This is a genomic window from Halorhodospira halochloris (assembly GCF_002356555.2).
Taxonomy (GTDB): Bacteria; Pseudomonadota; Gammaproteobacteria; order Nitrococcales; family Halorhodospiraceae; genus Halorhodospira; species Halorhodospira halochloris.
On sequence record NZ_AP017372.2, the window covers coordinates 430,858 to 456,468 of the forward strand.

Below are 25,611 nucleotides of genomic sequence, written 5' to 3' on the forward strand. Positions count from 1 at the left end.
CCGATTGATAATGGTTACTCGCATGCGGCGGCTTTCAGGTTGATTTCCAGTCCGATAAGCAACTGCAACTCGCGCTCATAATTCTTGCCGCCATTGATGTGGTCTACCAAAAATTGCGTTGGCGCCAGCCAGGGCACCACACCACGCGCCTCCAGGTCGGCCAGGTTCTCGCGGGCCAGCTCCCGCAAGGTTCCGGGCTCGCGGAAGGCGCGGGCGAAATCGATGTAGTTGTGGCGGCTGCGTAGCAACCACGACTCCTGACCGAGGGCTCGGCTAATACGCCCGGAGACCCGGCGTGACAAAGTGTGCAGTTTGCGGGTGAACGCTGGCGTGCCGAGCCCCAAGCCAAAGTGGTTCTTGGTCGGCAGCTTGAAAAAATCGGGCCACCGCTTGAGCAGGGCGCCCTTGTAGAGCCTGCATTCTTGCCGCCACTGGGCACGGGCGGAGAACATCAGCGCGAGCCACTCCGGGTGCGTGAAGGGCGTGCGGACATCTGTCGCCGGGTCGATCACGATGGGCCGGATGGCACCGACCTGACGAATGCAGAAGTCCAGTCGTTCATACGCTGTCAGCCCCGGAACCTCCGGGATCGCATCGATGGCCGGGAGCCACGTTGCCGGTTCATCCTCCGGCCGGGTCAGCGGTAGGACCCGGGTGTACTGCTGTGAATCCACAAAAGCCTTCACGGCCCGCCCGTCATCGGGCACGTTCGGGTTGTAGTGCGATCCGGCCACGGGATCACCGACGAAACCATGAAGGACGATAGGCTCACTCCCCATCTGACGCGTCAGCAACCGATTGAAATAGGCGTCGAAGGTATAGGTCCACTGCCCCCCGTTGCGGACGGCATCCACCAGCGCGGCGGTGTCGGGCAGGTGATCGTGCAGGTCCAGGCTCTGGTGGCGACAACCCACGGCCCGGGCGACACGGTTGCCGTACTCGTAGTCCATGGTCCCGGGCATGCCAAAGGTCAGGGTCTCGATCTCGGCCCCCGCTTCCATGGCGGCGGCGAGCAGCGCGCGGCTGTCCAGGCCGCCCGACAACGGGATGTAGTGCGTCCTGCCCGGCGTGATAGACGCGTGGACAGCGCGGCTAAGCACATCGCCGGCCTGGCTGGCGGCGCTGTTCAGGTCAGCGGGGAGCGTCACGAGCTTGTCCGGCGGCTCAAAGGGTAATACGGACTCCCGGGGCGGCAGGTAGCCGAAGTGCAGATAGGGGAGCCAGTCGAGTGGGTTTTGTTGTTCCGGGGTCACTGGTCGACCTTATGGGTGGACGTGGGAGATGGTGAAGCGGTGCTTGCCAGTGGCATTGGGCTCGATTTCGGACGGGTACTCGAACAGCACCTCGCAATCGGCCCCCAGCGCCTTGCGGGTCTCCTCCGTCAGGCGCGCCTCTTCTACCGGCACGTCATAAGGTTCCCTGCCTTCGAGCACCAGCCGGAACCGCACCCGGGACAGACTTTCCTGGACGACCTGGAACTTGCGGATGGTCGGCATCGCCCAGACCATGTGCGTGAAGTACTCGCCATGCACATACGACCCATCCTGGGCAATGAATTGATCACTCACTCGCCCAGTAACCTGCTTGATCAAAGGAAACGGCCGACCGCAAGGACACGCGTCTTCCGCCCAGACACCCGTGTCCCCGATCCGATACCGGATCATCGGCATGGCGCGGGCGGTCAGCGAGGTGACCACGATCTCCCCCAGCTCGTCCGGCTCTGTCGGTGAGCCATCCGGGCGCAGGATCTCGATCATCGTCGCCGTCGGGATGACGTGGAGCCCATCCTCCTGCTCGCAGCTCATGGCCATGTTGCCGAACTCGCGGCTGCCGTAGCGGTTGAACACCGGCGCGCCGAAGACCCGGCGGATGTCGGCGCGCATCTCTTCGGTCAGGGTGCCGGCCGAGGTGATGATTGCCTGGGGCCGGTAGACCTCGACGCCCTCGCGCTCCGCGAAGCGGGCCAGCTCGTGGATGGAGTGGGCATAGGCGAGGACCGTGCGGGGCCGGAACCAATGCCACTCGGCCAGATACTGGCGCATCTGCGCCTCACCCATGCGGAAGGCGTTCTGCACCAGCTTGTTGCAGCGCAGGCGCTGGCGTAACGGCCACTCCCAATACGGGGGGCGGTGGCGCTGCTCCAGGATGTCGCGCTCCGCGCCCCAGAGCTCCAGCACCGGCATACCGGGGCGATGGCCCGCCCAACGGTGCATCTGGGCCTTGGCCTGGAGCATGGCCTGTTTGGAAGCGCGATTCTTGAGTATGCGGACCGGCTCGCCGGTGGAGCCACCGGTCTGGTCCCACCAGGTCTCGTCGGGATAATCCTCATCCGCCAGTTCGTCACGGCGCTCAACCAATTCTGAGCGTTCCAGTAGTGGCAGGGCGCTGAAGCGGTCCAGATCAATGCGACCTTTCGCATCTAGCAAGCCGCAGGCGCGCATGCGCTCGTTCCAGAACGGGAAGCGGTTTGCGGTATCCTTAAAAAGGTCATAGAGGATGCGATTCTGCTCTTGTTTCATATCACTCCACGGCTGACCTTCATGCGAGAATCGGTCGTCGGAGCGACATCGAGAGAGAAGAAACAACTGCTGGACAAGTCGATAGCACAAAAGGGAGAATGTCTCAACCCAGAAAAGGGCATTATTCATGAATAACGCATCCCAAACAATTTATAAGAGTGCCCAGCTATCCACTCTTTTTATTAACTTTGTAACGCCGATACAACTCAAGCGAGTTCACATGGACAATCCCTGGCATAGCCGGGATAAATTCCAACCCCAAACAGACTGCGGCTGCAAGCCTATGACGCCCCCCATCCACATGGACCATCTGGCCCTCGGGACCGAAGTTTATGCGTATGCCATCGTATTCCCTAAACCACCACCAAGGGTTTAACTCAGACTGAAAACTCAACCTTCCACTCACTTTCACACTTTCAAAAAGAGAATCCAACCTGGTTAGCCGATGCTCTTGGTAGTCATCAAAAAAAGATGTATTTTCCTGCTCTCCGTTCCATCTTTCGCAAAATGCCGCAACCAAAGGATCTTCAGTTAAATTATATAACTCATCATCCGGAACAGACCACAGCTCTACCACCTTTCCGCTTACAGTTCTTTTCCCGAGGTGATCTCTCCATCTAACCCGATCTACGGTCTTTATTTTATCTAAAGGAACTAACAATGGCTCACAACTCATGGGAGGTTTTTTGTGTTTTATTGTTTGCCAGATATCACGAACTAAAAAAGCGCCAAATCTTTTCCATGATTTCAGCAACGTACTGCTGGGACAAGGGCCGGCATTAAAGAACGATTTATTCATCAAACAGCCTCATAGTTCTAGCCTTGGGCTCCCTTTGATCAGGAAACAACGCTTTCTTAAGGGACTCTTTCCAAACCTCGTGATGAGTCTCGCATCGTAACCCATTGAGTTGGCGCAGTGCCCAATTCGGCTTGCGAGCAAGCCGCCGTCTGAGCAACCACCCAAGCCCGAGCCATCGCCGCCAGAGCCACTGAGGCAGAGGCGCTAGCGAATACTTGCGTTGGTAGGTGTTCGCCCTCCGCCCGACCAGCGACGCCCACCATTGCCGATATGACTCGGGGTCCTCGGCGATGCCTCGATTCCGCGCCTGCATGGCGTCAAACGCCTCGGCTTCTTCCGTGTTCAGGCCCCGCAACGCACCGCTGGAGTAGTCCAGGGCATAGGGCATGACCGCTTCGACCTGGGCCTGTCCGGGGCTGTCGACATCGACCAGCACACCGTAACCCCGCCCGCGCCAGGGTGACGGCAACGGGCCACTGCGCGGCATCCAGAGGTCGCCCAGTGACCAGGCGATGGGCCGCCCCTGCCAGTGCTCGACGAAACCAGGCACATGCGGATGGTGGGTAATCACGGTGGCGGCACCGCAATCGATCAACCAGCGGGCGAGGCGCTGAAGGTGGGGTGGCGGCAAATGCTCGTATTCAATCCCACCGTGGAGAACCGCGATCACCGTATACCCGGCATCACGCTCCCCCTGTATGGACCGGTGCAGGCTGATGGGGTCGAGACTCGCTGCCCGAACATCGCCGTCGGCGGTGAACTCCCGCTCGGCCCCGGCCACCATAGAAACACCGCCGGCGTTCGGCTCACCCAGGCGCGTCACACGTCGCTCGCCCCATGGCATACCCTCGAAGCCGAAAGGGGCGACACGCTGTCCTTCCAGCGCCGAGACGGTGGCACTCAACCCCGTGCGTCCGCCGTCGAGGGCGTGGTTGTTGGCCAGGCTGGCATGGGTGACACCCAGCGCAGCGATGGCTTCCGGGCCGTGCGACGACTGCGCCAGGTGCGGTCCCACCTTGGCGATGGGCGCGGCGTCCGGCGATGCCTGCGGGCCTTCGTAGTTGATGACGACGGCGTCGGCCTGATCGATGGCGCCCGCCAGGGCGTCATGTTCGAGCCTTGGGGCTGCCGACCTCTCGGGCAGACACCAGTCACCGAGAAAGAGCAGTTTCATGGGGCGACTCCCTGGATGAACTCGGTCACACGCCGCGCGTTCTGTTCCGGCGGCTCCGAGGCCGTTAGCGACAGCACGAGGCAACCCCGCGCCTGCAGGCATTCGGCACCGATACGGGCAAAGTGCAGACAGGTATCGGTGGTGGTCATCAGCTCATCGTCACTCAACCCGCGATGGCCGGGGATGAGCTTGCCGGTGGCGCGCTCGCGTTCGCGGAGCTGGCGCACCACCTGGGCGGCGTCGGCGTCGAGGTGGATGAGCGCCGTCGGCAACGGCATGTGCTCGAAGTACCGGCGCGCGTGGGCTTCGTTGCCCCGATCCCACGGCATCACGGCGTAGACCTTCTGGCTGAGCGACTCGTCGAACAGGACCGTCTCGTCTTCCAGCCACTCCTCAAGAAAGGCGATCCGGCGGACGGTGCGGAGGAAATGGTAATAGCCCTCGGCGCGGCGGTACTGGCTGCGGCCGGAGAGAGCGAAGCTTTCGTGGACGGTTGCGAGGAAGGCGTCGTGTTGTTCGGCGAAGCGGGCAAAGGCGTTTTTCTCGCCTGCCTGAATAGCATTACGGAGGAGCGGCTGGCGACAGCAAGGAATGCAAGCCATGATGCGGCGCTTAAAACTAAAGGAATTATTTATATTAATCGCACGCAACGCACCACGGGCTGCTGCAGCGCTTTGGCTACGCACTTTTCCGCTTTCCGTGCTTATTCTTGCCAGTGTAGTTTTGCCGCTCCCCGCAACGCCAAGGATGTCCAGTCGTTTCAATAAATGCTCCTAATAGTATGCTTATGGGCAACAGTTGAGATAAACTCTTCAACACGGTTAACAGTGCGCCTCGGCTCTTTATGATAGTTTACGGTTAACGTCGGGACACCAAAAGTCTCAGTCAATCTCGCTTTCCGCCGGTTCTTTTCCAAAGCCTTTTCCAGGATATCGACGGCCTCGTTTTCTGGTAGAGAGGGTAAGTTTTTGGGACCCTTCTTGTTTCCTTCTTTCATTCTTCCAAGAAGTGACGTTCTGAGGGTATGCGCATCTGTGTCAACGTGTACTAGTCCAAGAAGTGACTGACTCAATTCTTTTATCGTATTGGCATCATTCTCTACAGCTCCAAGCAGCCCCTCATCAAGCACAGGCAAATGCTCGACGCGTGCCTCCTCAGCTTGGAGAAGCCAAAAGAAATGTTTGAAAAAGGCGTTAGATTTGATGTTTGAAGGCTTAAGGTTGGGAAACCGAGATATCGTCAAACGTTCAAGAGCATGATAGGAATCTAGAAAAGAAGTCTTCTTTTTTTTAATGACATACCGAGAAACAACGCTGCAGGCTCTTTCATTACCAAACTTCGCTAGAGCCTTGAGATACCAACGGTCGGGATTTTTTATTTGTCTCTCAATGAGAAAATTTCGCATTTCGTCGTACTTGACACAAAGAGATGAGTCAAAATCGACCAAGGTGATGATAGAGCTCTTGCCCGTTCCTGCAACTCCAATGAACTCTATTCTTTTCATCAGCTACCTCAAATTCATGGCTCATCACGAATTCCTCCACGGGCGTGTATCAGGTATGATCGCGGCGAGCAGGGGCTTGTCCGCAGCAGAGAGTGACCACTGGGTTGTCAAGTCCCATCAATAGAATCTCGACCGCAACTAGGATGAGGGTCGCTGCACCATCCGCACCGGTCATAGTATAGAACCCATCACCCGCTTGCGTCGGTTCGCAGTTGGCTTGATCAAAGCAAAGAAGATTTTGTGCCATCGACGATTAACACGCTTTCGCGCAAGGTCCGACGCGTCTTCGAGTATTTATGTAGGGCGGCAAACTGCATTAGCTAGGCCCATGAAGCTGTAGAAGAGGTACACTCCGGCTAGAACGGATGCGCCTTGGCTTTGGTTCGTGTGCGCTGCAAATTTATGATTATCCAGTGGCTCCGGCGCTACGCCAATCTAGTTCCACTTGATCCGCCCTGGCATTTATGCGCACCCTGAATATATGTAGGCGGAGAGTTCTTTTTCGATTTTCCAGATGTCATCTAGGTTGAGCGCAGTTTTAAACATGTCAATGTTTCTCGCAGACTCCGATGCTATGAAATTTTTCGGTTCTACCGTATGCTTGTCAATTCCGAGGTCTTCCAACAAGCTGTCTCGCAATCGATGTGAAAGCACAAAATCCTCGAAAGTGATTTTCCTGGTTGATGAGTTTTCAATGTGTCCAATTCTAATGTTTTTGTGGTAGGCATAAATAGCGGCCTTGTATAGTTTAATAAAATCCATCGCATTAGCAACTCGACCTTGAGAGAGCAGAGAATGAAATTGGGCTCGGGGGTCACGTACGACTGCGTAATACCGATAAGGTTTTAAAAAAGGCAGCAGCTGCTTGTTTATTCGAGGTAACCTGAAAAAATTTCTCGTAGCTATAACTTTGGAGTCGCACGTTTTGGTTGCGCTGGCCATCAAGTATGAAACAACAAAGCTCCTTATTGAGGCCTCAAACCCTGTAGCTATGTCGTCATGCGAAAGTGTGCTCTCACAAAAATCTGCATAAGCCTTCAAAGCGTGGGTACCGTTTTTTGATTTTCTTATTTTTTGTGCTTTGTGGGGTTCGCCAACAGAAAGGTTAGAGGCGTTAGACACCTTCGCCAATCTTTTCAATGTGCTTTTTATGTTTAGTCCTTGTGTCGGCTTCCAAGGCGCGCCAACAACGTTGATATGGTAGAAGTCTGTAAGCGCCTTTTGAAATTTGGTTCTAGAGGTTGTGTTTTTATATAGGTCGTTCAGGCCATAAGATGTCCTAGCTACTCGAACTGAGTTTCTTCCAGTTGATGTAACACTTGCACTATCGAGCAGGAAGTCCGATACCGCGGCTGAGCCTGAGCAACTCATTCCCTCGATAAAAACAAGAACAGACAAGTTAGATGCACGCGACATTTTGTTACAAGAAAACGGGTTTTATAAACATTTTTCTCAGCCCCAAATTTTTTTGCGTGGGGGGTAAGATGTGTGCAGCTAGGCTGAATATCAGATCTTGTTAAGAAATCTGGCTAATCGGCGAGCATTTTTGCGAATAGGCTTTATTATTCCGGTTTCTCTTGTGTTGCGCGCGGAACGCAGTTTCATCGTGCCGCTAGGCTCGAGGCGAAAATGGTCTTCAGTTGTTTCTAAAAGATCCTGAAATCTATCTGAAACGATATCAGAATGGTCGATAATAAGCGTGTTTTCATCGCAAGCACTTTGCCATCCATGCACAAAGCTTTGTAACTCTTCTAACAGGCCGCTTTTTTCGGCCGCCAGATAAAAATCATGCTCAGTTTGGGCTCCGTAAAAAACGGTAGGTTTTTTTCGGAAGTGGTGCCTGGTTTCTCGAAAATAGGCGCCAGGCACATCTTTAAAGTTTCTGGTAATGACGCATTTTTTTGTTTTTCGTAATAAGTTCACATTATTCTCAGTGGGTGGGATGTGTAGGTGACGCAGCTCCCCCCCAGTGAGCTCATCTAAGAAGTCGGTGCTGTAATCTCGACATGACTTGTGTATCAATGAAAGCTCTTTATAATTACTAGGTGCAGTTGCAAAACTTGACCAAGTGGTGGTCCTCTGGACGCGGTGGGCAACAGCTAACGTATTGGTAAAGGCCCCGGCTGCAGCTTTAGGCAAAGATATAAATAGCATAGTGATCCTTGTTTAAATAAGACCAGAAAAGAAGCTCATCATAAAGTCCTCCACGGGGTATGTATCAGTGATACTAAACGAGGAGCTTATCGGCAGGAGAAAGTTGTCCCAAGAACGCCAAGTGGATTCGCATTTGGACCAGAATATGGGGCGTCGGTTCAAAAAGACTGCTATTTATGAGGCGAAGATTCCAAAGTAAGGTCCCTGCAGGAATTTATGTGTTCCTCATATGGTGCGGGCTCGCTGTCGCTCCAGTGTTGGACAAAAATGAAGGTTAAGCCAGCACTTGCTGCCGCATGGGCGTCATAACGGCTATCGCCAAAGAAGATAGCCGGCCGGAAGTGGCTGTTCTTCTCTGCAAACTCTGCAAAAATCTGCACTTTATTTCTTGGGCTTCCGTAAATCCCGGCATCAAACAGCTGATCCAGCCCGCGCAGCCGGAAGATCTTCCGAAGCTCCTGCTCGTCGGATCCGGAAGCAACCATCCAGCGCGCGTAAGGCGTCTGCTTGCGCAGCTCGAAGATGGCCTCATCGACCTCGCAGCTCAGCATACCGTCCCAGACGTTCTTGGCGTACGCGTTAAGCAGGGCCTGGCGATCCTCTGGATCCGGCTCGGGCTGCCCAACCACCTCGGTCAGGAACCAGTCGAACTTGTGGTAGCGAGAGATTCCGCCGTTTAGGACGTGGTACTTGCGCAAGGCACGCGCAGCTTGTTCGCCGTAGGGCACGGCCGCCTGGTAAAAGGCCTCGGTCTTGATGGGGTTCGAGTCGAGGATGACCCCGTCGCAGTCGAAGATAAGTGTATTAAAAGCTGTAATGTCGATCGCAGTCATTGGATTCTACTATTTTCAAATTAAGGGTCATCGTTAAGTCTTTCTTTAGTCGCAACCTCGTGCGCGAGCTCAACGAGTCCTTGACCTAAATCGACATGCTGAGGGGGTATGTATTTGAACCCGCGGCGCGGCTGATAAGCGTACGGTGTTCGGACATAATGGCCTTGCTCGTGATCAGGGGTGGCGTTAAGTTCACACGGAAGGCCGAGTACCTCTGCAAGCATCTTGTGCATATCAAGGACGCTCATCGGTTCTTGGCCCGTTAAAACAAAACTCTGATTACGGAAACTTTCACCCAGAGCCTCTACGCTCGCACGGGCAGCGTCCTCGACGTGGATGTACTCCCGCATTGCTCCGGGGCTGCCGTGATATCGAACAGTGCCCTCTTTAAGAGCATTAGCCACAATACGATAAAGCCCGTTCGTGGAGTCTGATCGTGGTCCGTACAATGAGCCGTAGCGCAAGATGGTGAAATCGAGGTCATAACTAGATTGGTATTGTTCGACGTATTGCTCGGCAGCTTGCTTGCTACAACGATAAAAGCCGCCATGCCGGCTGTTGACATAAACGGTGCTCGCATAAATGTATCGGCGCACTTTGTTCTTGCGCGCAGCTTCGAGAACGATGCAATTCCCTAATATATTTTTCTGGACAGTGTCGACTGGAGCGGTCATTGCCGCATTGAGGTCGGCAAGTGCAGCGAAGTTGTAAATAACGTCACAACCGGAAGTCGCGAGCTCGACCTGGTCTTGGTCGAGAATATCGCCCAGCCATTCCTCTTGGTCGGGCCGTCTATACGGCGAGGGTCGCTTATCGTACAAGACGACCGTATGGCCTTCTTCCGAAAGCTGATCAGCAACATGTGACCCTAAAAAGCCGGCTGCTCCGAAGACTACTAAACGCATCGGCATCCTCTTTAAGTTAGCCCCATCCGCGTTAAAGATGCGTATGTTTGGGCCGCGGCGTCCTGCTCCATCCGCGCCCGTGCTTCTTTGGCGTAGGAGCCAATATGCGGGGTCGCCTGTATGGAATCGAGACTAAGGAGTGGGCCGGCATACGGCTCGGCCTCGAAGCAATCGAGGGCAGCTCCTCGCAAGCGGCCCTCGGTAAGCGCGTTGTAAAGGTCGGTTTCATTGATCAAGCCGCCGCGCGAGACGTTAATTAGGAGGGCGTTTGGCCTCATCCTGCTGATAATGTCAGCGTTGATTATGTGATGAGTATGTTCATTGTAGGGTATGTGCAATGTAATGACGTCTGATTTTTTTATCAAGTCGTCGAGGTTGTCGGCCCAGGGTACTTCGGAGGGACGCTCTATCAGGTGCGGATCGTAAGCGATGATATCCGCCCCCAAATTAGATGCCAGGGTTGCAACACGTTGGCCGATTCGCCCGTAGCCGATCACGCCAACAGTTTGCTCGCCAAACAGGTTCCCCATTAGTCTCGTCCAACTATTGCTGCGAAGGTCTCGATCGGAGGAGACGATATTACGCAAAGCCGACATCATGTGAGCGATAGTCAATTCCGCGACGGCTTGAGACGGCGCCGCTGGAGTGTTTCTAAGCTCAATTCCTAGTTGTTTTGTGGCTTCGATGTCTACGTTATCAACGCCGGCGCCGCACCGAACGATCGTTCGGAGGCCTGACGCGCTTTTTAAAACCTCAGCGGTTAAAGGCTCGGTGCCGGCGATGAGGGCGACAACATCGGGTGTTAGCAGCCCCTGTGCTTCTTCCTCGGAAAGGCGTCTTCGGTGGGGGTTGGTACGAATAGTAAAGCCAGCGTGCTCAAGCTGGTTGAGCTCGGAACTGGCAGCGACGTCGAAGCTTGAGGTAGTTATCAGGATTGTTTTTTCCATAAAGGGTCTTCAGTTTAGATGACAGTCGGTGCCGGGTAGATAACCGTAGCGCTCTCTCTGGCGGTTATTGAGTTCGCCGGGCAGTCTTTATTACCCCGTAAGTCATCAAGTATAAATAATTTTTCGCGTCCAGTGATGATGAGGACCATGTGCCTGGTCGCGGACAGGCACCTCGCGCTTAATGACACCCTTTCCGGTGGGGGTTTTGGGGCGTTGGTGATTGCTAATGCAAAGGGTGAATCGGACTGGGATCCATACGGTCGACCAGGGAAGAGACTAGCGACGTGTCCGTCCGCCCCAACACCGAGCAAAACAAGATCGAAGATCGGCTGATCTCTGCTTAGCATGTGGTGGGCTTGATCCGCACCTTCTACCGGCCCATGCTCGGCCGGTAGCGAGAATATGTACCCGATGGGCACATGTCGTAACCAAATATCGATCGCGGCCTTGTCATTGCGGTCGGGATGGTCTCGTGGAAGGCAGCGCTCATCTGAAAAGTACACTCGCCAGCGTGGCCAATCAAGGTCGAGGGGCGCTAACGCCTGGAAAATGGGCAAAGGTGTCGTTCCGCCCGGGACGACGATATTGAAGGTCCCGCTATCAGCAATGGACGATTGCGATAAAGAAATGATTGTGGAAACGGCAGTAGCAACTGGCGCGGACGTGCATTGAAAATCAAACATGCATGTTGGTCAGCTGGTATTTTCGTCGACGGAGTACGGATTGCGCCGGCCTGCTAAACGATAATGTTCTAACCACCATTCGGCGATTTCAAGGTCAAACGCTGAGTGGGTGTCGCGCCCCGTTACCCACAGGCGCTCAAGGGGAATTACCTTTTCCCCCATCCACCACCACGGTCCGGGACCTTCTTTGGTCTTCTCCGAGCGCAGAAGGCTTTCCATGCGCACGGTCCAGGGACCCTGATCATAGAAAAAGACATTGGGATAACTCTGTCGATTTGTATCCGGAGTGGCGTCTTGGAAATATGATTCGAGGTATCCCGCGTCCCCGATTGTTAATGCGCGGAGTGGATGGTCATCTTGGGCTTTCCAGACAGTCATAGCGCCGTCGGCGCTTGGGTCATTCAGACAGGTCTTTACGGCGCGGTCAATGTCGTCCGAGGTGACCATGACTGTATTACCAAGTAGGATGGTGATGGTGTCGATCGTATCCGGCGTGAGTCGTGATGCCTGTTTAGCCGCGTGGAGGATCACGTCTCCATGGTTCGAATCTGGCTGCGCAAGTGTGTCGGGGCGTTCGATGATGGTCGCGCCGTAATCATGTGCCACGGAGGAGATGTTTGTGTCCTCGGTGGTCACGAAAACGTGGTCAATTGTTTTGGATTCCATAGCGGCAGTTAGCGGCCAAACCATTGTGGGGGTGCCGCATACGGGCACAAGGTTTTTGTTGGAGAGGGTTTGGTTTCCGCCTTTTGCGGTGAGTATGACGATGTTCAACGATATAAGCCTCTAAAACGACAATCAGAGGGTGTGCCCCAGAATGTCCGAATAGGGAGTTTGAGATAGTCTGTGTTGGTCTCGCAAAATCGGGGTGACCGGTGCCGGTGAGGGTCGTTAACGCGACAGGGCCATCGCCCGAAACCGCTCACTCCGCCCCTGCAGCTCCTCGAAGCCGCCGGCAGCCGTGATCTGCCCCTTCTCCAGCAGCACCACCTGATCGCAGTTGCACACGGTGCTCAGCCGGTGGGCGATGAGGATGATTGTCTTCTGGTGGTGGAGGGCGTCGATGGCTTCCATCACGGCCTTCTCGGTGACGTTGTCCAGCGCACTGGTGGCCTCGTCGAAGACCAGCACGCTGGGGTCGTGGTAAAGGGCGCGGGCGATGCCGATGCGCTGGCGTTGGCCGCCCGACAAGCGGACGCCACGCTCACCGACGACGGTCTCGTACTGCTGCGGCATCTCGTGGACAACGAACTCGTGGAGCTGCGCCATGCGTGCGCAGCGCTCCACCTGCTCGTGGTCGATGCGCTCCGGCGGCACGCCCAGGGCGATGTTCTCGGCCACCGACGCGTCGGTGAGGAAGATCTCCTGCGGCACGTACCCCAGCACCTGCTGCCAGGCACGCAGGTTGGCGTCCGTCACCGGCTCGCCGTCCACCGTGATCGCCCCTTCGGTGGGGCGCAGCAACCCGAGGATCACGTCCACCAGCGTGGTCTTGCCGGCGCCGGTGCTGCCCACGAGCCCGACGGAGCTGCCCACCGGGATGTGCAGGTCCATGCCCTGCAGCGCCGGGGCTGGAGCGTTGGGGTAGGTGTAGTGGACGTTCTCCAGCGCCACCGCTTGCTGGGGGACCAGCGGAGCCGGCGGGCGCTTGCGGATCTCGGCCAGCGCCTGGCGGCGGTGCAGGTCGTTGTAGAGATTCTCGACAGCGGCGGCACCGAAGCGCAGCTTGGCAATACCTCTGTAGACCTTCTGCATCGCGCCTTTGAGGCGCATGCCGGCAAAGGCGTAGACGCCGAGCAGGGGCAGGATGTTACCCAGTGCCCCAGATGTGGCGCCGCCCTCCAGGGCCATCAGCACCAAGACGAGGGCGATCATGCCGCCAAAGGCTACTGCCTCAATGAAATACTGCGGCACTTGCGAGAGGACCTTGCTCGTGGCCTGGTGCTTGGCGAAGCGGCTCGAGGGCCCGCGAAAGCGCGACAGGTAGGCACGCTCACGGCCGAGTAATTTGATGTCCTTGATACCGCCGAGGGCCTCACCGGCAGCCTGGAAGCGCTGCTTGTTGGCCCGCACTCGGTCTCGCCCGATGCGATCCAGATAGCCACGGATGGCGAGGTAGATCAGGCCGTAGGTGCCGCCCAAGACAGCGGCGACCGTTAAAGCGAGAACAGGGTCAATGGCTATCAGAAGGCCGATGATGAAAATCATGACGATGCCGTAGGCGAATGCCTCGAGCCCCGGCTTGATCGCCTGACTCACCACCTGCTGCGCCTCGGAGAGGATCGTCTTCGATAGGTCCCCGCTGTGGCGATCTAAGAAGTAGGCGTAGGGCTGGCGCAGGTATGTCTCCAGCAGCCGCTCCGCGAAGCTGTGGACGCGCATGGTGGCCCAGCGGGCCATGGCGTAGGTGGTCACCATGCGGAAGGCGGCACCGAAGACCACCAGGGCGAAGGCGCCGGCGCCGAGGGCCATCAGGAAGGTGTCGATCGACTGAAAACCCCCGGCCTCGTAGAGCCAGGCGAGGGTGTCGTTGGTCTCAACTACCTCGGGGTTGCCGAGGACACTGAGAAACGGCATCACCGAGGCGACGCCGATGGTCTCGAGCAGGGCCATGATGATGACCATGAACAGAACCAGCGCCCCGCGGCGCTTTTCCTGCCGAGAAAGCAGGCTGAGGAGTTTCTTGAGCAAAAGTATTCCGTGTCGGTTGTTTGATTTATAAGCGGCTGAGTGAGAATCAGCTCTCCGGCTCCGTGCCCTCGATATTCCTAGCTGCTGAGTAGACTCAGCTCATAGGTTATGCTGGGTACTGATTTTGATCAGCAGGGGGCACATGTAAGGGGCTGCATTAGTTCAGTCGGCAGACTCAAGTTATAGCCGCAAAGTGAGACAAAATTGGTTACGCAAGAGACAAGCGAATTGATTGCAGCGCGCCCATAAATGCCTGACTTGAGAGGCAAAAATCACTAAGCGGCGAATATTCCCAGCGGGTGGTCGGTGCGACGCGCGGCAAATTGGAGAACCGCTGTAATGTCCTCCATCTCCAGATACGGGTAGTCCTTGAGGATTTCGTCACGGCTTGCCCCGGCTGCCAGGAGGTCGAGGATATCCGCCACTCGCACACGCATGCCGCGAATGCATGGGCGCCCACCGCATAGTTCCGGATCGAAAGTGATTCGGTGAAGCTCGCTCATAGAATGCCTAGCCCGGTAATTTGAAGCCGTGTTTGTGAATACCACCCTCTGTAGCGCCGTCACTGCCAGTGCTGAGCACTTCAGCTCTGCGGTCCCGCCGGACGCTCCGCCGGCTCCGCCTCTCCCTGGGTCTCCTCGACCTCGGCCCGCAGGTCCTCGATCTCCGCCATCAGCCGCTCGTGCTCGGCGCGCTTGCGCTGCAGGTGGCGGTAGGCCAGCTGCGCCTTCTCGCTAACCCCAGCGGGGGTAAGCTGGTAGATGTAGCGGCGCTTGTTCGGTGAGTTGGAGAAGTTCTGCGCCTTGACCCAGCCTTTGTTGATCACGGCGCGCACGGCGTAGTTGGTCTTGCCGACGGATAACCCGAGCTCGCGGGCGATCTGGCGCTGGCTGAGGTTGGGGTTTTGATTCAGCAGGCGCAGAACCTGCAGGTGGAGTTCTTCGGAATCCATGCGGTGGCGTTTCCGTGAGGGGCGTAGGGGGCCGGGGTAGGGCGTTTGGGCACGCTACCGCCGGAACGGTGTCGCCTTAAGAAGGCCCGTTCAACATTGGCGCTCAAATTGTGAGCGTTCGTTAGACCACAAACAGGGCGAGTGCAGCAAGCGCTGCCACTCTCCGCGATCTGCTGATGGGTCGAGCCTCAGCTCTGGCTGTCCAAGACCTCATCGGCGCTGTCGGCTTGGAAGACGCGGTCGGACCAAGCCCACAGGGTTTGCTCGTCAGCCGAGCGGATACGTTCGAGTTGCTGATTGTTGAGCGGTCCGAACCGCCTTTCCAGCAGTCGTGCGAGCATCTTGGCCTCGCCCTCTAGTCGGCCCTCCTGCCGTGAGCGGCTTACGATCCCGGTCATGATGGCTTCCTCCTCGGGGTAGCGCTGCCTGAACAGTTCCTGTTCATTGTCATCGAGCTGCGCGTAGTTGTCGACGAAATCCGCATACTTGAGCCGCTTGTTCGGGTCGGGCTCCAGGGTCTCGAGCCCCTGCAGCGCGCTGGCGCGGGCTTCGAGCTTTTCGTCGGTGCCTTCCCAGTGCATCAACGGCAGGCACAGGCGGGCGACGATGTTGCTGCTGTCCAAATGCTGCCGGTACGACTCGGCTCCGGCCTGCCAATAAAGGTACTGGAAGCTCAGGTACGTGTGCTGATCCCCGGCAAGCTCCAGCCGTGTGGGCACCGGGCGTGCGGAGAGGAAGATGACTACTGGCACGATCCGGGTTGTGCCGAGCATCTGCGAGAGGTCGGTGCAGTAATGAATCAGCCGGTGGATGTCGAAGCGTTCGTTCCGGGTCTCCTCCTCGAAGGCGAACGCCAGCACCTCGCGCTCGCCGTTCGACCATTCGATGTGCAGTGGGGTGTCGAGTGCCCGGTAGTGGTGACGGAGCCGCTCCTTGAGCTGTTCCTGACGGATAGGGAGCACGCGTACGGAGCCATCGACATGCGCTGCTTCTTGATTGGCGAAAAAGGCGATCGCCTCACGAGGGTAGTCGACGATGAGGTTCTTGAAGTCCTGGTCGTAATCTGGGGTCTGCTGGCTCATCGGGTGTTTCTATCATTCACCACGGCATCTCCCATTTACTCGAGAGGTAGCGCTTGAAAAACGCGTAAGCAAAGGCTTTGGGCACGCTACCGCCGGAACGGTGTCGCCTTAAGAAGGCCCGCTCTCAACATTGGTGCTCAAATTGTGAGCGTTCATTAGACCACAAACAGGGCGAGTGCAGCAAGCGCTGCCACTCGCCGCGATCTGCTGATGGGTCGAGCCTCAGCTCTGGCTGTCCAAGACCTCATCGGCGCTGTCGGCCTGGAAGACGCGGTCGGACCAAGTCCACAGGGTTTGCTCGTCAGCAGAGCGGATACGTTCGAGTTGCTGATTGTTGAGCGGTCCGAACCGCCTTTAACGCAGGAGGGATTCCTGCGGTGTCAGCACGGGTACGGGCGATCCGGCGTGTTCTGGTCAAATGATTTCGGACACCAATTTTAGCAGCGTACCTCAGCATACTTCCGCCGGGGCCAAGCCCTCCAAGCTGGTATGGCCGCGGCCAGCGTTGTATTCCCATTCAATAAATTGAGCTATGTCTTTGCTGGCATCATGAAATCCCTGGTAACGACAATGATCGGTCCATTCACTTTTGAGACTGCCGAAGAAACGCTCCATAACCGCGTTATCCCAGCAGTTGCCCTTGCGGCTCATAGAGGCAATCATTCCTTCTTGTCGTAACCTATCTTGATAAATGGTGGATGCATATTGACTGCCGCGATCTGAATGATGCACCAGTCCGGGTTCCGGATTACAGCGTTCTATTGCCATTTCAAGAGCATCTAGAGTTAATTCTACACGCATATTATTGGCTATAGCCCAGCCGACAATTTGGCGATTGTAAAGGTCCATAACTGCAGCCAAGTATATCCATCCACTAAGGGTCCAAATTGCAGTTATATCAGCAACCCAAACGCAATTTGGCTCCCTGGTTTCAAACTGTTGCTGCAATAGGTTTGGCGCACATTTATAGCCATGCTTACTATCCGTTGTTACCTTAACTCGTCTTCTTTGGCGGCACTCTACGCCCGCTTCACGCATTAATCTGCGAGCCTTGTATCGCCCAACTTGGTAGCCGCGTTTGCATAGCTCCTGGGACATCCGCCGACTCCCGAGCCGCTGACGCTTCTTCTCATGCAAATCTTTGACTAGCTCGATTAGCTCATGGCGGTAAGCGTCAAATTTGTCTTTCTTTAGCCAATCGTAATAACCGCTCCTCGAAGCTTTTAAAACTCGGCACATCAAGGAAATCGAGTGGTTTGCCTTCTCCGCCTCTATAAACTGATACTTCAGTTCTGCTCGTTGGCGAAGAAGGCTGCCGCCTTTTTTAATATCGCCCTTTCTTCTTGCAGCTTACGGTTTTCTTCCCGCAGCCGACGGTTTTCCTCTTCAAGCTCTGCAGAGGGTTTTCGGGCTTGCCCGTGGTTTGTTGAGTTATTCTGAAACTCTTCAGGATATAACTCCCTCTCCCATCGATAAATCATGCCGCGAGTAAGATCTAAACGACGAGCTACCTCTGTCTTGGTATAGCCCTGTTCGCGATGCATGTTAACTGCCATTGTCTTGTACTGCTGGCTATACTTTTTGGGTGACTTGCTTTTCATCTTTGAACACCTCCTCTCCAAGATTAGCGTATCTCATTGGAGGTGTCCGTTACCATTGGACCACAACAGCGAAATCCTTTTCTAGTACAGCCGCCGAGACGCGATAATGACGCTCTCGCTTTTGCAGAACGTCCAGCAGGACGTTCAGGTCGAGCATGATCACGATTGGTGCTTGTGGTGCAGGTGGTCGTGATAAACCTTCTCAGGATCCACATCAGGGGGGATCAGGTCGGTAATGGCCTCCAACTCGGTACTTGGCACATGCCCCTCCAGCGCGCGAAGGCGACGCAGATGGCGATCAATGACCTCGGTAACGCTCATGCCGTGGGCCTTGGCATAGGCCTTCGCGAACTCCACATCCTGTTTGGGCAGGCGCACCGTCACCTTGGTGGTTTCCTGTTCCATGCGGGCATCCCCCCCCCCCCCCCCCCTCTTTCGGGGTGTATGGCAATGACAACGATATTGTACGGCACAGGTTCATGCATGCCCAGGATGGGCTTGACCGCTTGCTCGTTCGCTGGAGACCCCCTGGCTTTGCGGCGCTGTTTGTGGTAGATCGCGTAGGGGAACCGTTTCGCGAGAGCACGGTTATAACCGTATCGCCTTTCATGAGCGCCGCCGTGCAACAGCAAGGCATCAATATCCGAAGACAATGCGTCGATGAAGTACGCCCCTAGACCGGGCTGCTGTGCCTCGTGGAAGTTTGCCGCCGCGATCAGATCGTTCTCGGCGGCGTCGAGAACCTCAATTCTCAATTGAAGCGATCGCGAAGTCGCTTACGCACACTACGCCAGTCATCAAACCGGGCTTCGCCCTGCCTCACGCCCGCCTCGCGCTCGGCCAGCACGTCATCGTGCCAGCCTGGAGTCGGGATGGCATCGGGCTGCTTGAGGAGGTTATCCCAGAGTTCCTCAAGCGCGCGGAGCTTCTCGGCCGTGCCCATGTCTTTGATTGGCAGCCTTATGAACTACTCCCGCCAAGCTTACGCTATGGCGTGAGTTTCGCGCTTCGACGGGAGTGCCGATTCATCCAAAGGATGACCCGGTCTGACCTCCCTCCACGCATCGGCCGGTTCCCGACCGGATAAACTCCGCTCCAGCCAAGCCAACAGCACCCGAGCGGCGTTCTCGTCCCGTGAACAGGACGCGCCGCAAGGGCAGCTGTGCCAGCGCTGGCCGAGCGGTTTCTTCTCCTGCTGCCCGCAGGCGTGACAGGTCTGTGAGGGCTTGATCTGCCGCGTCGGGGCCTCCACCGCCCAAGCACCAGCTTCTTCCGCTTTGAGCTTGAGCAATTGATGGAAGGCCCCGCCAGCGGCATCAAGAATACCGCGGTTCAAGCCCCTCTTATGCTGACCGCCTTTGGCGGTCATGTTCCGAATGCTCAGCGCCTCCAGGCCCAAAGCGCTGAACTCTTTGATCAGTCGGGCAGAGACCTGATGGAGAAAGTCGTGGCGCTGATTGGCCACCTTACGGTGCAGCCGGCGCAACTCATCGTACGCCTTGCGCAACCGGTTGGAGATGGGGAAGCCCCGACTCCTACCCGACGCCTTCTTGGCCGCCTCCTCCTTGCGGGAGATCTCGCGCTGTACGCCACGGATGGCATCCAAGGTGCCGGCAAGGTGGCGGGGGTTATCGATGGTCTCGGCACCTTGCGCGGTCGCCACAGTGGCGAAGGTCTCCAAGCCCCAGTCGAGCCCGCCCATCTTCTCGCCACACTCTCGCACCGGCTCGCAGTTCAGCGTAATGCTGGCATACCAGCGATCACCGCGTTTGATGATCTCGCAGGTCTTGGGTGTGCCAGGGGTGCGGGGCTTACCCCGAATGGCGCCCGTGCATCACCCAACCGATGCTCTCCCGCTTAGAGGCAATCGCTCGGGCGACGACCGAAAAGTGGGAAGGCGAGGTGCTGGAGTTCAACGGCGAGCCCGACCATCTGCACCTGCTCTTGGAGTTGACGCCGCGCACCGCCCCCTCCGCCTTCGTCAACAATCTAAAGACGGTGACCTCCCGGCTCATCCGCAAGGAGTTCGGGGAGCATCTTCAACAGTACTATTGGCGCAAACCGGTATTCTGGAGTCGCAGCTACTGCATCATTACCGTCGGTGGTGCGCCGCTGTCGGTCTTGAAGCAGTACATCGAACAACAGGAAGCCCCAGAGTAATGGCGCTGCGCGCCATGCGCCGCTTCACCACCCCCTAAGCCGCTGCGCGGCTATAGGCGGAGCACTGCGGCGCGTTTTGGTAGAGGTAGCGGCGTTTATCCGGCGCATTGGAGAAGTTCTGGGCCTTGACCCAGCCGCGGCTGATCACGGCGCGGACGGCGAGGGTGTTCAGCTTGTGAGCGACGATTCCATCACACGCGGTGGGGGCGGGGCAATCTCCAAGTCCTGCGCCTGCTGGATTACAACCCCTGGCCTCGAGCGCGTGGGGCGGAACCCCATGCTACTGGGCGCTGTGCTTCAGATGCATGGTCGGAATCATCACTCGGGGCAAACGCATGCGGTCACACTGGCTGACCACGTACTCACGCCAGAAAGGCCACACATGGTAGCTCGCGTTACGAGCAGCAAAGGCGTTGAGTGCGTCTTCCCCGGGATCTTCCGCTGTACGGTATTCAGCTACGAGAGTCGCTTCGACAGACGCCAGTACATGAGGCCGATCCGCACCCCCCTCATTAGCAGGATCCGTGTTTTCTTCGACCTGGACAAGGCGCATGCCGAGGTCAATATAGACGCGGTAGAGGTAGGGCGCGTGCTGCTGTCCGTCCGTGATTTCTGCAAACGTTGCTCGAGCCACTACGTGCTTGTGCTGGGCCCCGATGAGCTCGACATCCGAAAACTTCGGATCGAAATCCTTGGCCATCCATGCGTATGACTGATGCATCCAGACATCCTGGATGTTCAGGACGGCCTTGGCACGCTCCAGTGCCTGATCAGCGGTCATCCCGTGTTACCCCAGTCGGCCTCCATCTGCATGTTGTTATCCCGCACAACGCGGAGCTGCGGAGTACCGGGCCTGCGTTGAGCATTCCCTGCAACGGCAATGCTTTCATCGCTGAAGGCGGTGTACTGAGGAAGGAAGGCAGCCGCCGGCGTAAGCACGCCACGGACGCCGACGTAAACGCCAAGCGCACCGGCGATGAGCTGGTTCAGGCTCACATTCTCCTTTTCGGCCGCCTCTGCCAGTTCGCGGTGTAGGTTGCGTGGTACCCGTACGGTGATGCGGCCACTGTACTCGTCGTTCACCATGGCGGGCGCCGGCATGCGCTTGCCCTGTTCAGCGAGCGCTTCGGCCGTCGTCGCGATGGTATCGATCGCGAGCTCGTAGGCTTCCTGGAACGTATCAGCGTACTCCGCGACGTCCGGCAGCTCGCGCACTCGGGCTTCAAAGCACGGGCCATCCTCTTCATGCACCTGCCGTACGGTGATGTTGTAGTCATGAGGATCCATTGCTACTCGCCTCCCAGATAGTCGCTCAGCGACTGGTAGTGGTTTCTCAGCGTCGCCCGGACCTTGCGAACGTAAGGCGGCTTGATTTCAGGATTTTTTCCGTGCCCGCACGTGTAGGAGGTGGAGTAAAACCCCTCCAGGTGCGGATGGGTCACGATGTTGTGTCCCTGCTTCTTGCCATCGCGGACTTCAAAGCCCAGTGATTCAAGGTGGCGGCGCATGTCGTCACACCGCAGGGACGCACCGGCCGTCTCAAGCACCTGTATGACTTCATCCAGTTTACGTGACGTCATATATGGTGTCACATCCAGTGTGTCGCAAGGGCCCAGGCTGGGAGGGCCCAGGGGGCTCTCTCGCTACCGAATGGCTCGCACCCCGCCACGATAGCCAATGCCGGCGGCGCTACGGCCAGGTGGAGTTCTTCGGAATCCATGCGGTGGCGTTTCCGTGAGGGGCGTAGGGGGCCGGGGTAGGGCGTTTGGGCACGCTACCGCCGGAACGGTGTCGCCTTAAGAAGGCCCGCTCTCAACATCGGTGCTCAAATTGTGAGCGTTAATTAGACCACAAACAGGGCGAGTGCGGCAAGCGCTGCCTGAACAGTTCCTGCTCATTGTCATCGAGCTGTGCGTAGTTGTCGACGAAATCCGCATACTTGAGCCGCTTGTTCGGGTCCGGCTCGATCCCGTCGAGGCCCGGCTCTGTCTAGACGGTACGGATAGGCCCCGGATACTGCGCGAGCTGATGATCGCTGGTCAGCAGCGTATAGCCCTCGACATCAGCCTGCGCGATCAGCATGCGGTCAAAGGGATCCTTATGGAGGTCCGGTAGGCTGCCTACGGCGAGCGCATGGGCGCCACGGATCGCTAACTCCTCGTAGCCGTGTTCCAAGAGCTCGCGCCGGAGCACGGGAGGCTCCACCCGGAAGTCACTACGGTGGAGACCGCGCTTGATGGTGATCTCCCACAGGCTCGCAGCGCTGTAGGCGAGTTGATAGTCCGGATCGAGGAGGAGGTCTCGCGCTTGCTGAGGTAGCCGCGGGGAGTCCGCTGCTGCCCAGAGCAGGATGTGGGTATCAAGGAGCAGATGCATTCGGATCCTCTCCCTGGAAGGCGTCGAGGATCGCTTGCCCGCCGAGCCGGTCGAAGTCTTCAGGCACCTCGATCTGCCCCTTCAGGAAGCCGACGCGCTCACTGGTTCCAGGCTGCGGTGACTCAAAACGGGATAGGCGCGCGATAGGTTGGCCCGATCGAGCGATGATGACCGACTCCCCCTGGCTGACCTTATCGAGGATGCGGGAGAGGTGGGTCTTGGCCTCATGGATGTTGACGGTCTCTGTCATGGAGCCCCGCTGGTGTTTAAGTTGGACTTAGTCAAAAAGACTAACCTAAGCGGTGCCCAAAGGCAAGAACACGATCCCTTCTCAACGCTGACCTGCGGACGGTAGCCGGTATACTTGTTGTGGGTCGAGCCTCACGGTCAGCAGTATTCGCGCTCAATCACTCCGACGCCAGACTTTCTCCTTTGTGGTTAAGATCAGGTTGTCCGTAACCTGTGCCAACACCGGCACGTACCTGTGCCCTCGCTGCAGGGCATCAGCGAGGACCGCCGGGTCCTCAATATATTCGTGTACCATCTGATTGTGCAGCTTGCGGACCGCGAACCAGTCGTCGCTGGAGGGGATCCAGCCGAATCGCTCGGCACGATCTAGATTGTCTATTGCAGGGCCTACGCGCTCACCGAGCGCGCGCAGCAGTGCCGAGATCAATTTGTCACCTAGTGTGTCCTGGAGCCGGCCGAAGCGCGCCACAAAGGCATCAACACGTTCTGACTCTTCTGTAAGGTTCTCTAGGGCACGAGCTCGCTCAATTGTGAACGGTTTTTCGAATAGTCGCTGATCGGTTGCAAGCAGGTGCCTGCGCTCGCGTTCAGCGATCCGTGTGAGGAACTGAAGGCGTGCCGTGCTGCCTGTGATTTGCTCAATAACTCGATGAATGGCAGCGATCTGTTCTTGAGTCAAGCGCACGCTGCAACTCCTTAGGAGCTGGGTATGTGGCTATCAGTTCAGAAAACTCAGCATCGAGATTGCAATACCGAAGCCCGTTAGGATACTGCCAAGCAGCCACAGGAAGTGTCGATCATGGCGGCGTAGCATTTCGTCGAAACGTCTGTCTACCTGCTCGAATCGCTTATCCATTTGCTGTTGCATAGCTTCGATACGGGCATCGACCTGCTCGAAGCGCTTGTCCATTTGCTGTTGCATGGCTTCGAAGCGGGCATCGATTTGTTCCAAGCGCTTATCGACCTGCTCGAAGCGCTTATCCATCTGCTGCTGCATAGCTTCGATACGGGCATCGACCTGCTCGAAGCGCTTGTCCATTTGCTGTTGCATGGCTTCGAAGCGGGCATCGATTTGTTCCAAGCGCTTATCGACCTGCTCGAAGCGCTTATCCATCTGCTGCTGCACGGCTTCGAAGCGGGCATCAATCTGCTCAAAGCGCTTCTCCATCTGCGTGAAGCCCTGGCGCATCAGTTCCCGCTGGTGCTTGAGCTCCTCCTCAACTCGCACCATGCGCTCGCGCAGCTCTAGCTCATAGACAGCTGGCGGTTTGCCTAAGCTTTGCTCAGCCAACCACTCGCCAAGGTGAGCTTTGATGTACTCGATATCGCTATCAGCAAGCGCCATTGATCACTAATCCATCTTTCCCCGAATGGCAGCATACCAGATCCGAAGCCAGTTCACCTATCAAAAGGTACTTGTGAAGGCTTCGGCAGGTTTTCCTGCAGTGGATTGTTACAGGAGGATGCCTCAAAAAACCTCCCCGGCGCCATTATCTGCCCCGGTGTGGAGGTCTTGGCGCCAGGGATGGCGCCATGAAGCCTCCAGGGATGGATTCACGGCGTCCTCCGCACCGGGGCAGATAATGGCGCCGGGGAGGTTTTTAGAGGTTCCCAGGAGTTGCCCACATCTTAGCAAAATTGCCCATTGGCGAACCCGGAAAACGGGAGTATTATCACGCCGGGGCGTGACAGGTGCGCGCGCAGAGTAGCGCAGGGATGAGCGCCGATCGCCTGAGCCCCAAGAAACTAACAGTTGCGCTTTTCCAGGGAAGGAAAATAATTATGGCCACCTTCTGTGTCCGTCCTAACGGCATTCTGCAGTACGATCTTTGCCTGTATGGGCGGCGTTTTCGCGAGAGTTCGGGACTGCAAGATACCCCTGATAATCGCCGGCGCATCAGGCGTGATCTGCGGCGGATAAACGCTGAGATCGAGATGGGTACCTTCGATTATGCCGCCTGGTTCCCTAACAGTCGCAAGCTCGATGCCGCGCAGCGCTGGCTCCGCGAGCGCGGCTCGCGCTCTCCCCAGCAACGCTTTGGCGACTATGCCGAGCAGTGGTTCGAACTCTATGTCGGCGGCTGGAAGGAGAGCTATGCGCGGGGGGTGCGCTGCACCTTCGATCGCTACCTGATTCCGCATTTTGGCGATTGGCCGCTGGATCAGATTACCGAGCGGAGTGTACGCGCCTATCGCGCGGAGTTGCTCGAGCTTACCGATAAGCTCGGCAATCGCCGGCTGGGTAATGCCCGTATCAATGCCATCCTGACGCCGTTATCGGGGATTATGGCCTTTGCTGAGCGTGAGCTGGGCATTGAGCACCCGATGAAGAACCTGAAACCGCTGCGCGATGACCGCGACGACCCCATGCCGCTTACTGCGGAGCAGGTGACCGCCTTTCTTGCAGCTGTTGAGCCTGATTACCACCTCTATTTCAAGCTGCGCTTTTATACCGGGCTGCGCAGCTGCGAGGTGAATGGCCTTAAAGTGCGCTATGTGGATTTTGAGCGGCGTCAGTTACGCGTCCGGGAGTCGCTGGTTAATGACCAGCAGACCACGCTCAAGCACCGTAAGACGAGGCGCGATATCCCGCTTGCCGCGGGCCTATTAGGCGAGCTGAGTCAGCACGTTAGCGGCAAAGAGGAAGATGAGTATGTCTTTACTCGCGCCGACGGCAAGCCACTCAGGCCGAGCTGGGTTGCGGAGAAAGTCTGGCTGCCTACTCTTAAGGCTCTCGGCTTAGCGCCGCGGCGGGTCTATCAGACTCGTCACACTGCGGCTGTTCTCCACCTGGCTGCCGGCGAAAACCCCCTGTTTGTCTCGCGCCTGCTCGGTCACTCGTCATCAAAGATGCTCTTTGAGCGCTATGCGCCTTTCGTCTCTAATGCCTTGAATGATGATGGCTCATCGTTTGAGGCTATGATGGCGGCGTTTCACAACAAAACTCAAGGTGGCCTCTAAAACTTCGCCGGCGCCACCATC

The 25,611-nt window shown here is 57.0% G+C and carries 30 protein-coding genes and 2 pseudogenes; 3 read left to right on the top strand and 29 right to left on the bottom strand.

Annotated features, from left to right (window positions below; genetic code table 11):
* Positions 1-14 precede the first annotated feature (14 nt).
* The 20 genes and pseudogenes from HH1059_RS02035 to HH1059_RS02140 all read right to left on the bottom strand — a co-directional run bounded on the left by HH1059_RS02035 (position 15) and on the right by HH1059_RS02140 (position 18,249).
* Entirely contained in the window at positions 15-1,253 is a 1,239-nt protein-coding gene (locus tag HH1059_RS02035; RefSeq protein ID WP_096407702.1) for an asparagine synthase-related protein, read from the bottom strand.
* Positions 1,254-1,262: 9 nt separating this feature from the next.
* Positions 1,263-2,519: a phenylacetate--CoA ligase family protein gene (locus HH1059_RS02040; protein WP_096407705.1), complete on the bottom strand. Its 1,257-nt coding sequence runs from the start codon at positions 2,517-2,519 to the stop codon at positions 1,263-1,265.
* A 166-nt stretch (positions 2,520-2,685) separates the two neighbouring features.
* The gene (locus HH1059_RS13070) at positions 2,686-3,318 is read right to left on the bottom strand and encodes a hypothetical protein (RefSeq protein WP_162549303.1); all 633 of its coding nucleotides are present in this window, start codon (positions 3,316-3,318) and stop codon (positions 2,686-2,688) included.
* Positions 3,311-4,594 carry a CapA family protein gene (locus tag HH1059_RS02050; RefSeq protein ID WP_096407710.1) on the bottom strand — a complete coding sequence of 428 codons (1,284 nt, stop codon included), beginning with the start codon at positions 4,592-4,594 and terminating at the stop codon, positions 3,311-3,313. Before HH1059_RS02050 ends, HH1059_RS13070 begins: the two co-directional genes overlap by 8 nt.
* Complete coding sequence (locus tag HH1059_RS02055; protein ID WP_096407712.1) at positions 4,489-5,256, bottom strand: hypothetical protein; 768 nt, start codon at positions 5,254-5,256, stop codon at positions 4,489-4,491. The genes HH1059_RS02050 and HH1059_RS02055 overlap by 106 nt, the downstream gene beginning before the upstream one ends.
* Complete coding sequence (locus tag HH1059_RS02060) at positions 5,253-5,996, bottom strand: hypothetical protein (protein WP_096407715.1); 744 nt, start codon at positions 5,994-5,996, stop codon at positions 5,253-5,255. The genes HH1059_RS02055 and HH1059_RS02060 overlap by 4 nt, the downstream gene beginning before the upstream one ends.
* A gap of 462 nt (positions 5,997-6,458) precedes the next feature.
* A complete protein-coding gene (locus tag HH1059_RS13075; RefSeq protein WP_162549305.1) occupies positions 6,459-7,412 on the bottom strand; it encodes a hypothetical protein in 954 nt (317 codons plus the stop codon).
* Positions 7,413-7,502: 90 nt separating this feature from the next.
* On the bottom strand, positions 7,503-8,150 hold the full coding sequence (locus HH1059_RS02075) for a hypothetical protein (protein ID WP_096407723.1): 648 nt from the start codon (positions 8,148-8,150) through the stop codon (positions 7,503-7,505).
* A gap of 170 nt (positions 8,151-8,320) precedes the next feature.
* Positions 8,321-8,983, bottom strand: coding sequence for an HAD family hydrolase (locus HH1059_RS02080; protein ID WP_096407725.1), 663 nt, complete (start codon positions 8,981-8,983; stop codon positions 8,321-8,323).
* A 20-nt stretch (positions 8,984-9,003) separates the two neighbouring features.
* Complete coding sequence (locus HH1059_RS02085; protein ID WP_096407728.1) at positions 9,004-9,888, bottom strand: NAD-dependent epimerase/dehydratase family protein; 885 nt, start codon at positions 9,886-9,888, stop codon at positions 9,004-9,006.
* 11 nt (positions 9,889-9,899) lie between these two features.
* On the bottom strand, positions 9,900-10,835 hold the full coding sequence (locus tag HH1059_RS02090) for a phosphoglycerate dehydrogenase (protein WP_096407730.1): 936 nt from the start codon (positions 10,833-10,835) through the stop codon (positions 9,900-9,902).
* 14 nt (positions 10,836-10,849) lie between these two features.
* Positions 10,850-11,518 (bottom strand): 6-phosphogluconolactonase, encoded by a 669-nt coding sequence (pgl, locus tag HH1059_RS02095; protein WP_096407733.1) that lies wholly within the window; start codon positions 11,516-11,518, stop codon positions 10,850-10,852.
* A gap of 9 nt (positions 11,519-11,527) precedes the next feature.
* Positions 11,528-12,292, bottom strand: a complete 765-nt coding sequence (locus tag HH1059_RS02100) for an acylneuraminate cytidylyltransferase family protein (RefSeq protein WP_162549306.1) — start codon at positions 12,290-12,292, stop codon at positions 11,528-11,530.
* Positions 12,293-12,409: 117 nt separating this feature from the next.
* Positions 12,410-14,143, bottom strand: a complete 1,734-nt coding sequence (locus HH1059_RS02105) for an ABC transporter ATP-binding protein (protein ID WP_242469247.1) — start codon at positions 14,141-14,143, stop codon at positions 12,410-12,412.
* A gap of 341 nt (positions 14,144-14,484) precedes the next feature.
* Entirely contained in the window at positions 14,485-14,712 is a 228-nt protein-coding gene (locus HH1059_RS02110) for a DUF433 domain-containing protein (RefSeq protein ID WP_096407740.1), read from the bottom strand.
* Positions 14,713-14,792: 80 nt separating this feature from the next.
* Entirely contained in the window at positions 14,793-15,161 is a 369-nt protein-coding gene (locus tag HH1059_RS02115; protein ID WP_096407743.1) for a MarR family EPS-associated transcriptional regulator, read from the bottom strand.
* Between the two features lie 188 nt (positions 15,162-15,349).
* Positions 15,350-16,243: a DUF4351 domain-containing protein gene (locus HH1059_RS02120; RefSeq protein ID WP_096407745.1), complete on the bottom strand. Its 894-nt coding sequence runs from the start codon at positions 16,241-16,243 to the stop codon at positions 15,350-15,352.
* Positions 16,244-16,693: 450 nt separating this feature from the next.
* A pseudogene (locus tag HH1059_RS02130) lies at positions 16,694-17,844 on the bottom strand (IS3 family transposase).
* Positions 17,845-17,920: 76 nt separating this feature from the next.
* Positions 17,921-18,007, bottom strand: a pseudogene (locus tag HH1059_RS02135) (pilus assembly protein); the annotation flags it as partial.
* Entirely contained in the window at positions 18,004-18,249 is a 246-nt protein-coding gene (locus HH1059_RS02140; protein ID WP_096410293.1) for a DUF6364 family protein, read from the bottom strand. The pseudogene HH1059_RS02135 and the gene HH1059_RS02140, both read right to left, overlap by 4 nt.
* 101 nt (positions 18,250-18,350) lie before the next feature.
* Here HH1059_RS02140 and HH1059_RS13725 point away from each other — a divergent pair, with 101 nt between their 5' ends.
* Entirely contained in the window at positions 18,351-18,521 is a 171-nt protein-coding gene (locus HH1059_RS13725; protein WP_231901997.1) for a hypothetical protein, read from the top strand.
* A gap of 74 nt (positions 18,522-18,595) precedes the next feature.
* On the opposite strand, the gene HH1059_RS02150 is transcribed toward HH1059_RS13725, so the two are convergent.
* Positions 18,596-18,787 carry an addiction module protein gene (locus HH1059_RS02150; RefSeq protein ID WP_096407753.1) on the bottom strand — a complete coding sequence of 64 codons (192 nt, stop codon included), beginning with the start codon at positions 18,785-18,787 and terminating at the stop codon, positions 18,596-18,598.
* Positions 18,788-18,826: 39 nt separating this feature from the next.
* Positions 18,827-19,666 (bottom strand): RNA-guided endonuclease InsQ/TnpB family protein, encoded by an 840-nt coding sequence (locus tag HH1059_RS02155; protein ID WP_276309283.1) that lies wholly within the window; start codon positions 19,664-19,666, stop codon positions 18,827-18,829.
* Here HH1059_RS02155 and tnpA point away from each other — a divergent pair.
* A complete protein-coding gene (gene tnpA, locus HH1059_RS02160; protein WP_276309273.1) occupies positions 19,636-20,004 on the top strand; it encodes an IS200/IS605 family transposase in 369 nt (122 codons plus the stop codon). The genes HH1059_RS02155 and tnpA overlap by 31 nt on opposite strands.
* A gap of 280 nt (positions 20,005-20,284) precedes the next feature.
* Here tnpA and HH1059_RS02170 read toward each other — a convergent pair whose 3' ends face one another.
* From HH1059_RS02170 to HH1059_RS13730, 7 genes are all read right to left on the bottom strand, one after another.
* On the bottom strand, positions 20,285-20,785 hold the full coding sequence (locus HH1059_RS02170) for a hypothetical protein (protein WP_096407758.1): 501 nt from the start codon (positions 20,783-20,785) through the stop codon (positions 20,285-20,287).
* Positions 20,782-21,291, bottom strand: a complete 510-nt coding sequence (locus tag HH1059_RS02175) for a toxin-antitoxin system HicB family antitoxin (RefSeq protein WP_096407761.1) — start codon at positions 21,289-21,291, stop codon at positions 20,782-20,784. The genes HH1059_RS02170 and HH1059_RS02175 overlap by 4 nt, the downstream gene beginning before the upstream one ends.
* Before the next feature lie 2 nt (positions 21,292-21,293).
* Positions 21,294-21,584 carry a hypothetical protein gene (locus tag HH1059_RS02180; protein ID WP_096407763.1) on the bottom strand — a complete coding sequence of 97 codons (291 nt, stop codon included), beginning with the start codon at positions 21,582-21,584 and terminating at the stop codon, positions 21,294-21,296.
* A gap of 409 nt (positions 21,585-21,993) precedes the next feature.
* Positions 21,994-22,380 (bottom strand): type II toxin-antitoxin system VapC family toxin, encoded by a 387-nt coding sequence (locus tag HH1059_RS02185; RefSeq protein ID WP_096407766.1) that lies wholly within the window; start codon positions 22,378-22,380, stop codon positions 21,994-21,996.
* Entirely contained in the window at positions 22,364-22,630 is a 267-nt protein-coding gene (locus HH1059_RS02190; protein WP_096407768.1) for a type II toxin-antitoxin system Phd/YefM family antitoxin, read from the bottom strand. The genes HH1059_RS02185 and HH1059_RS02190 overlap by 17 nt, the downstream gene beginning before the upstream one ends.
* A 153-nt stretch (positions 22,631-22,783) precedes the next feature.
* On the bottom strand, positions 22,784-23,272 hold the full coding sequence (locus HH1059_RS02195; protein WP_096410295.1) for a hypothetical protein: 489 nt from the start codon (positions 23,270-23,272) through the stop codon (positions 22,784-22,786).
* Positions 23,273-23,347: 75 nt separating this feature from the next.
* Positions 23,348-23,974: a hypothetical protein gene (locus HH1059_RS13730; protein WP_096407771.1), complete on the bottom strand. Its 627-nt coding sequence runs from the start codon at positions 23,972-23,974 to the stop codon at positions 23,348-23,350.
* Positions 23,975-24,411: 437 nt separating this feature from the next.
* On the opposite strand from HH1059_RS13730, the gene HH1059_RS02205 reads away from it, so the two are divergent.
* Entirely contained in the window at positions 24,412-25,590 is a 1,179-nt protein-coding gene (locus tag HH1059_RS02205; protein ID WP_162549308.1) for a site-specific integrase, read from the top strand.
* The last annotated feature ends 21 nt before the right edge of the window (positions 25,591-25,611 follow it).

Bases quoted from the DNA above. Each gene is read 5' to 3' on its own strand.
- HH1059_RS13070 (WP_162549303.1), bottom strand. From the start codon at position 3,318: ATGAATAAATCGTTCTTTAATGCCGGCCCTTGTCCCAGCAGTACGTTG.
- HH1059_RS02115 (WP_096407743.1), bottom strand. From the start codon at position 15,161: ATGGATTCCGAAGAACTCCACCTGCAGGTTCTGCGCCTGCTGAATCAA.
- HH1059_RS02190 (WP_096407768.1), bottom strand. From the start codon at position 22,630: ATGACAGAGACCGTCAACATCCATGAGGCCAAGACCCACCTCTCCCGC.
- HH1059_RS13730 (WP_096407771.1), bottom strand. From the start codon at position 23,974: ATGGCGCTTGCTGATAGCGATATCGAGTACATCAAAGCTCACCTTGGC.
- HH1059_RS02110 (WP_096407740.1), bottom strand. From the start codon at position 14,712: ATGAGCGAGCTTCACCGAATCACTTTCGATCCGGAACTATGCGGTGGG.
- HH1059_RS02075 (WP_096407723.1), bottom strand. From the start codon at position 8,150: ATGCTATTTATATCTTTGCCTAAAGCTGCAGCCGGGGCCTTTACCAAT.
- HH1059_RS02105 (WP_242469247.1), bottom strand. From the start codon at position 14,143: ATGGTCATCATCATGGCCCTGCTCGAGACCATCGGCGTCGCCTCGGTG.
- HH1059_RS02180 (WP_096407763.1), bottom strand. From the start codon at position 21,584: ATGACGTCACGTAAACTGGATGAAGTCATACAGGTGCTTGAGACGGCC.
- HH1059_RS02185 (WP_096407766.1), bottom strand. From the start codon at position 22,380: ATGCATCTGCTCCTTGATACCCACATCCTGCTCTGGGCAGCAGCGGAC.
- HH1059_RS02090 (WP_096407730.1), bottom strand. From the start codon at position 10,835: ATGGAAAAAACAATCCTGATAACTACCTCAAGCTTCGACGTCGCTGCC.
- HH1059_RS02050 (WP_096407710.1), bottom strand. From the start codon at position 4,594: ATGCCTGCAGGCGCGGGGTTGCCTCGTGCTGTCGCTAACGGCCTCGGA.
- HH1059_RS02175 (WP_096407761.1), bottom strand. From the start codon at position 21,291: ATGGATCCTCATGACTACAACATCACCGTACGGCAGGTGCATGAAGAG.
- HH1059_RS02150 (WP_096407753.1), bottom strand. From the start codon at position 18,787: ATGGGCACGGCCGAGAAGCTCCGCGCGCTTGAGGAACTCTGGGATAAC.
- HH1059_RS02205 (WP_162549308.1), top strand. From the start codon at position 24,412: ATGGCCACCTTCTGTGTCCGTCCTAACGGCATTCTGCAGTACGATCTT.
- pgl (WP_096407733.1), bottom strand. From the start codon at position 11,518: ATGTTTGATTTTCAATGCACGTCCGCGCCAGTTGCTACTGCCGTTTCC.
- HH1059_RS02140 (WP_096410293.1), bottom strand. From the start codon at position 18,249: ATGGAACAGGAAACCACCAAGGTGACGGTGCGCCTGCCCAAACAGGAT.
- HH1059_RS13075 (WP_162549305.1), bottom strand. From the start codon at position 7,412: ATGTCGCGTGCATCTAACTTGTCTGTTCTTGTTTTTATCGAGGGAATG.
- HH1059_RS02040 (WP_096407705.1), bottom strand. From the start codon at position 2,519: ATGAAACAAGAGCAGAATCGCATCCTCTATGACCTTTTTAAGGATACC.
- HH1059_RS02080 (WP_096407725.1), bottom strand. From the start codon at position 8,983: ATGACTGCGATCGACATTACAGCTTTTAATACACTTATCTTCGACTGC.
- HH1059_RS02060 (WP_096407715.1), bottom strand. From the start codon at position 5,996: ATGAAAAGAATAGAGTTCATTGGAGTTGCAGGAACGGGCAAGAGCTCT.
- HH1059_RS02085 (WP_096407728.1), bottom strand. From the start codon at position 9,888: ATGCGTTTAGTAGTCTTCGGAGCAGCCGGCTTTTTAGGGTCACATGTT.
- HH1059_RS02170 (WP_096407758.1), bottom strand. From the start codon at position 20,785: ATGACCGCTGATCAGGCACTGGAGCGTGCCAAGGCCGTCCTGAACATC.
- HH1059_RS02120 (WP_096407745.1), bottom strand. From the start codon at position 16,243: ATGAGCCAGCAGACCCCAGATTACGACCAGGACTTCAAGAACCTCATC.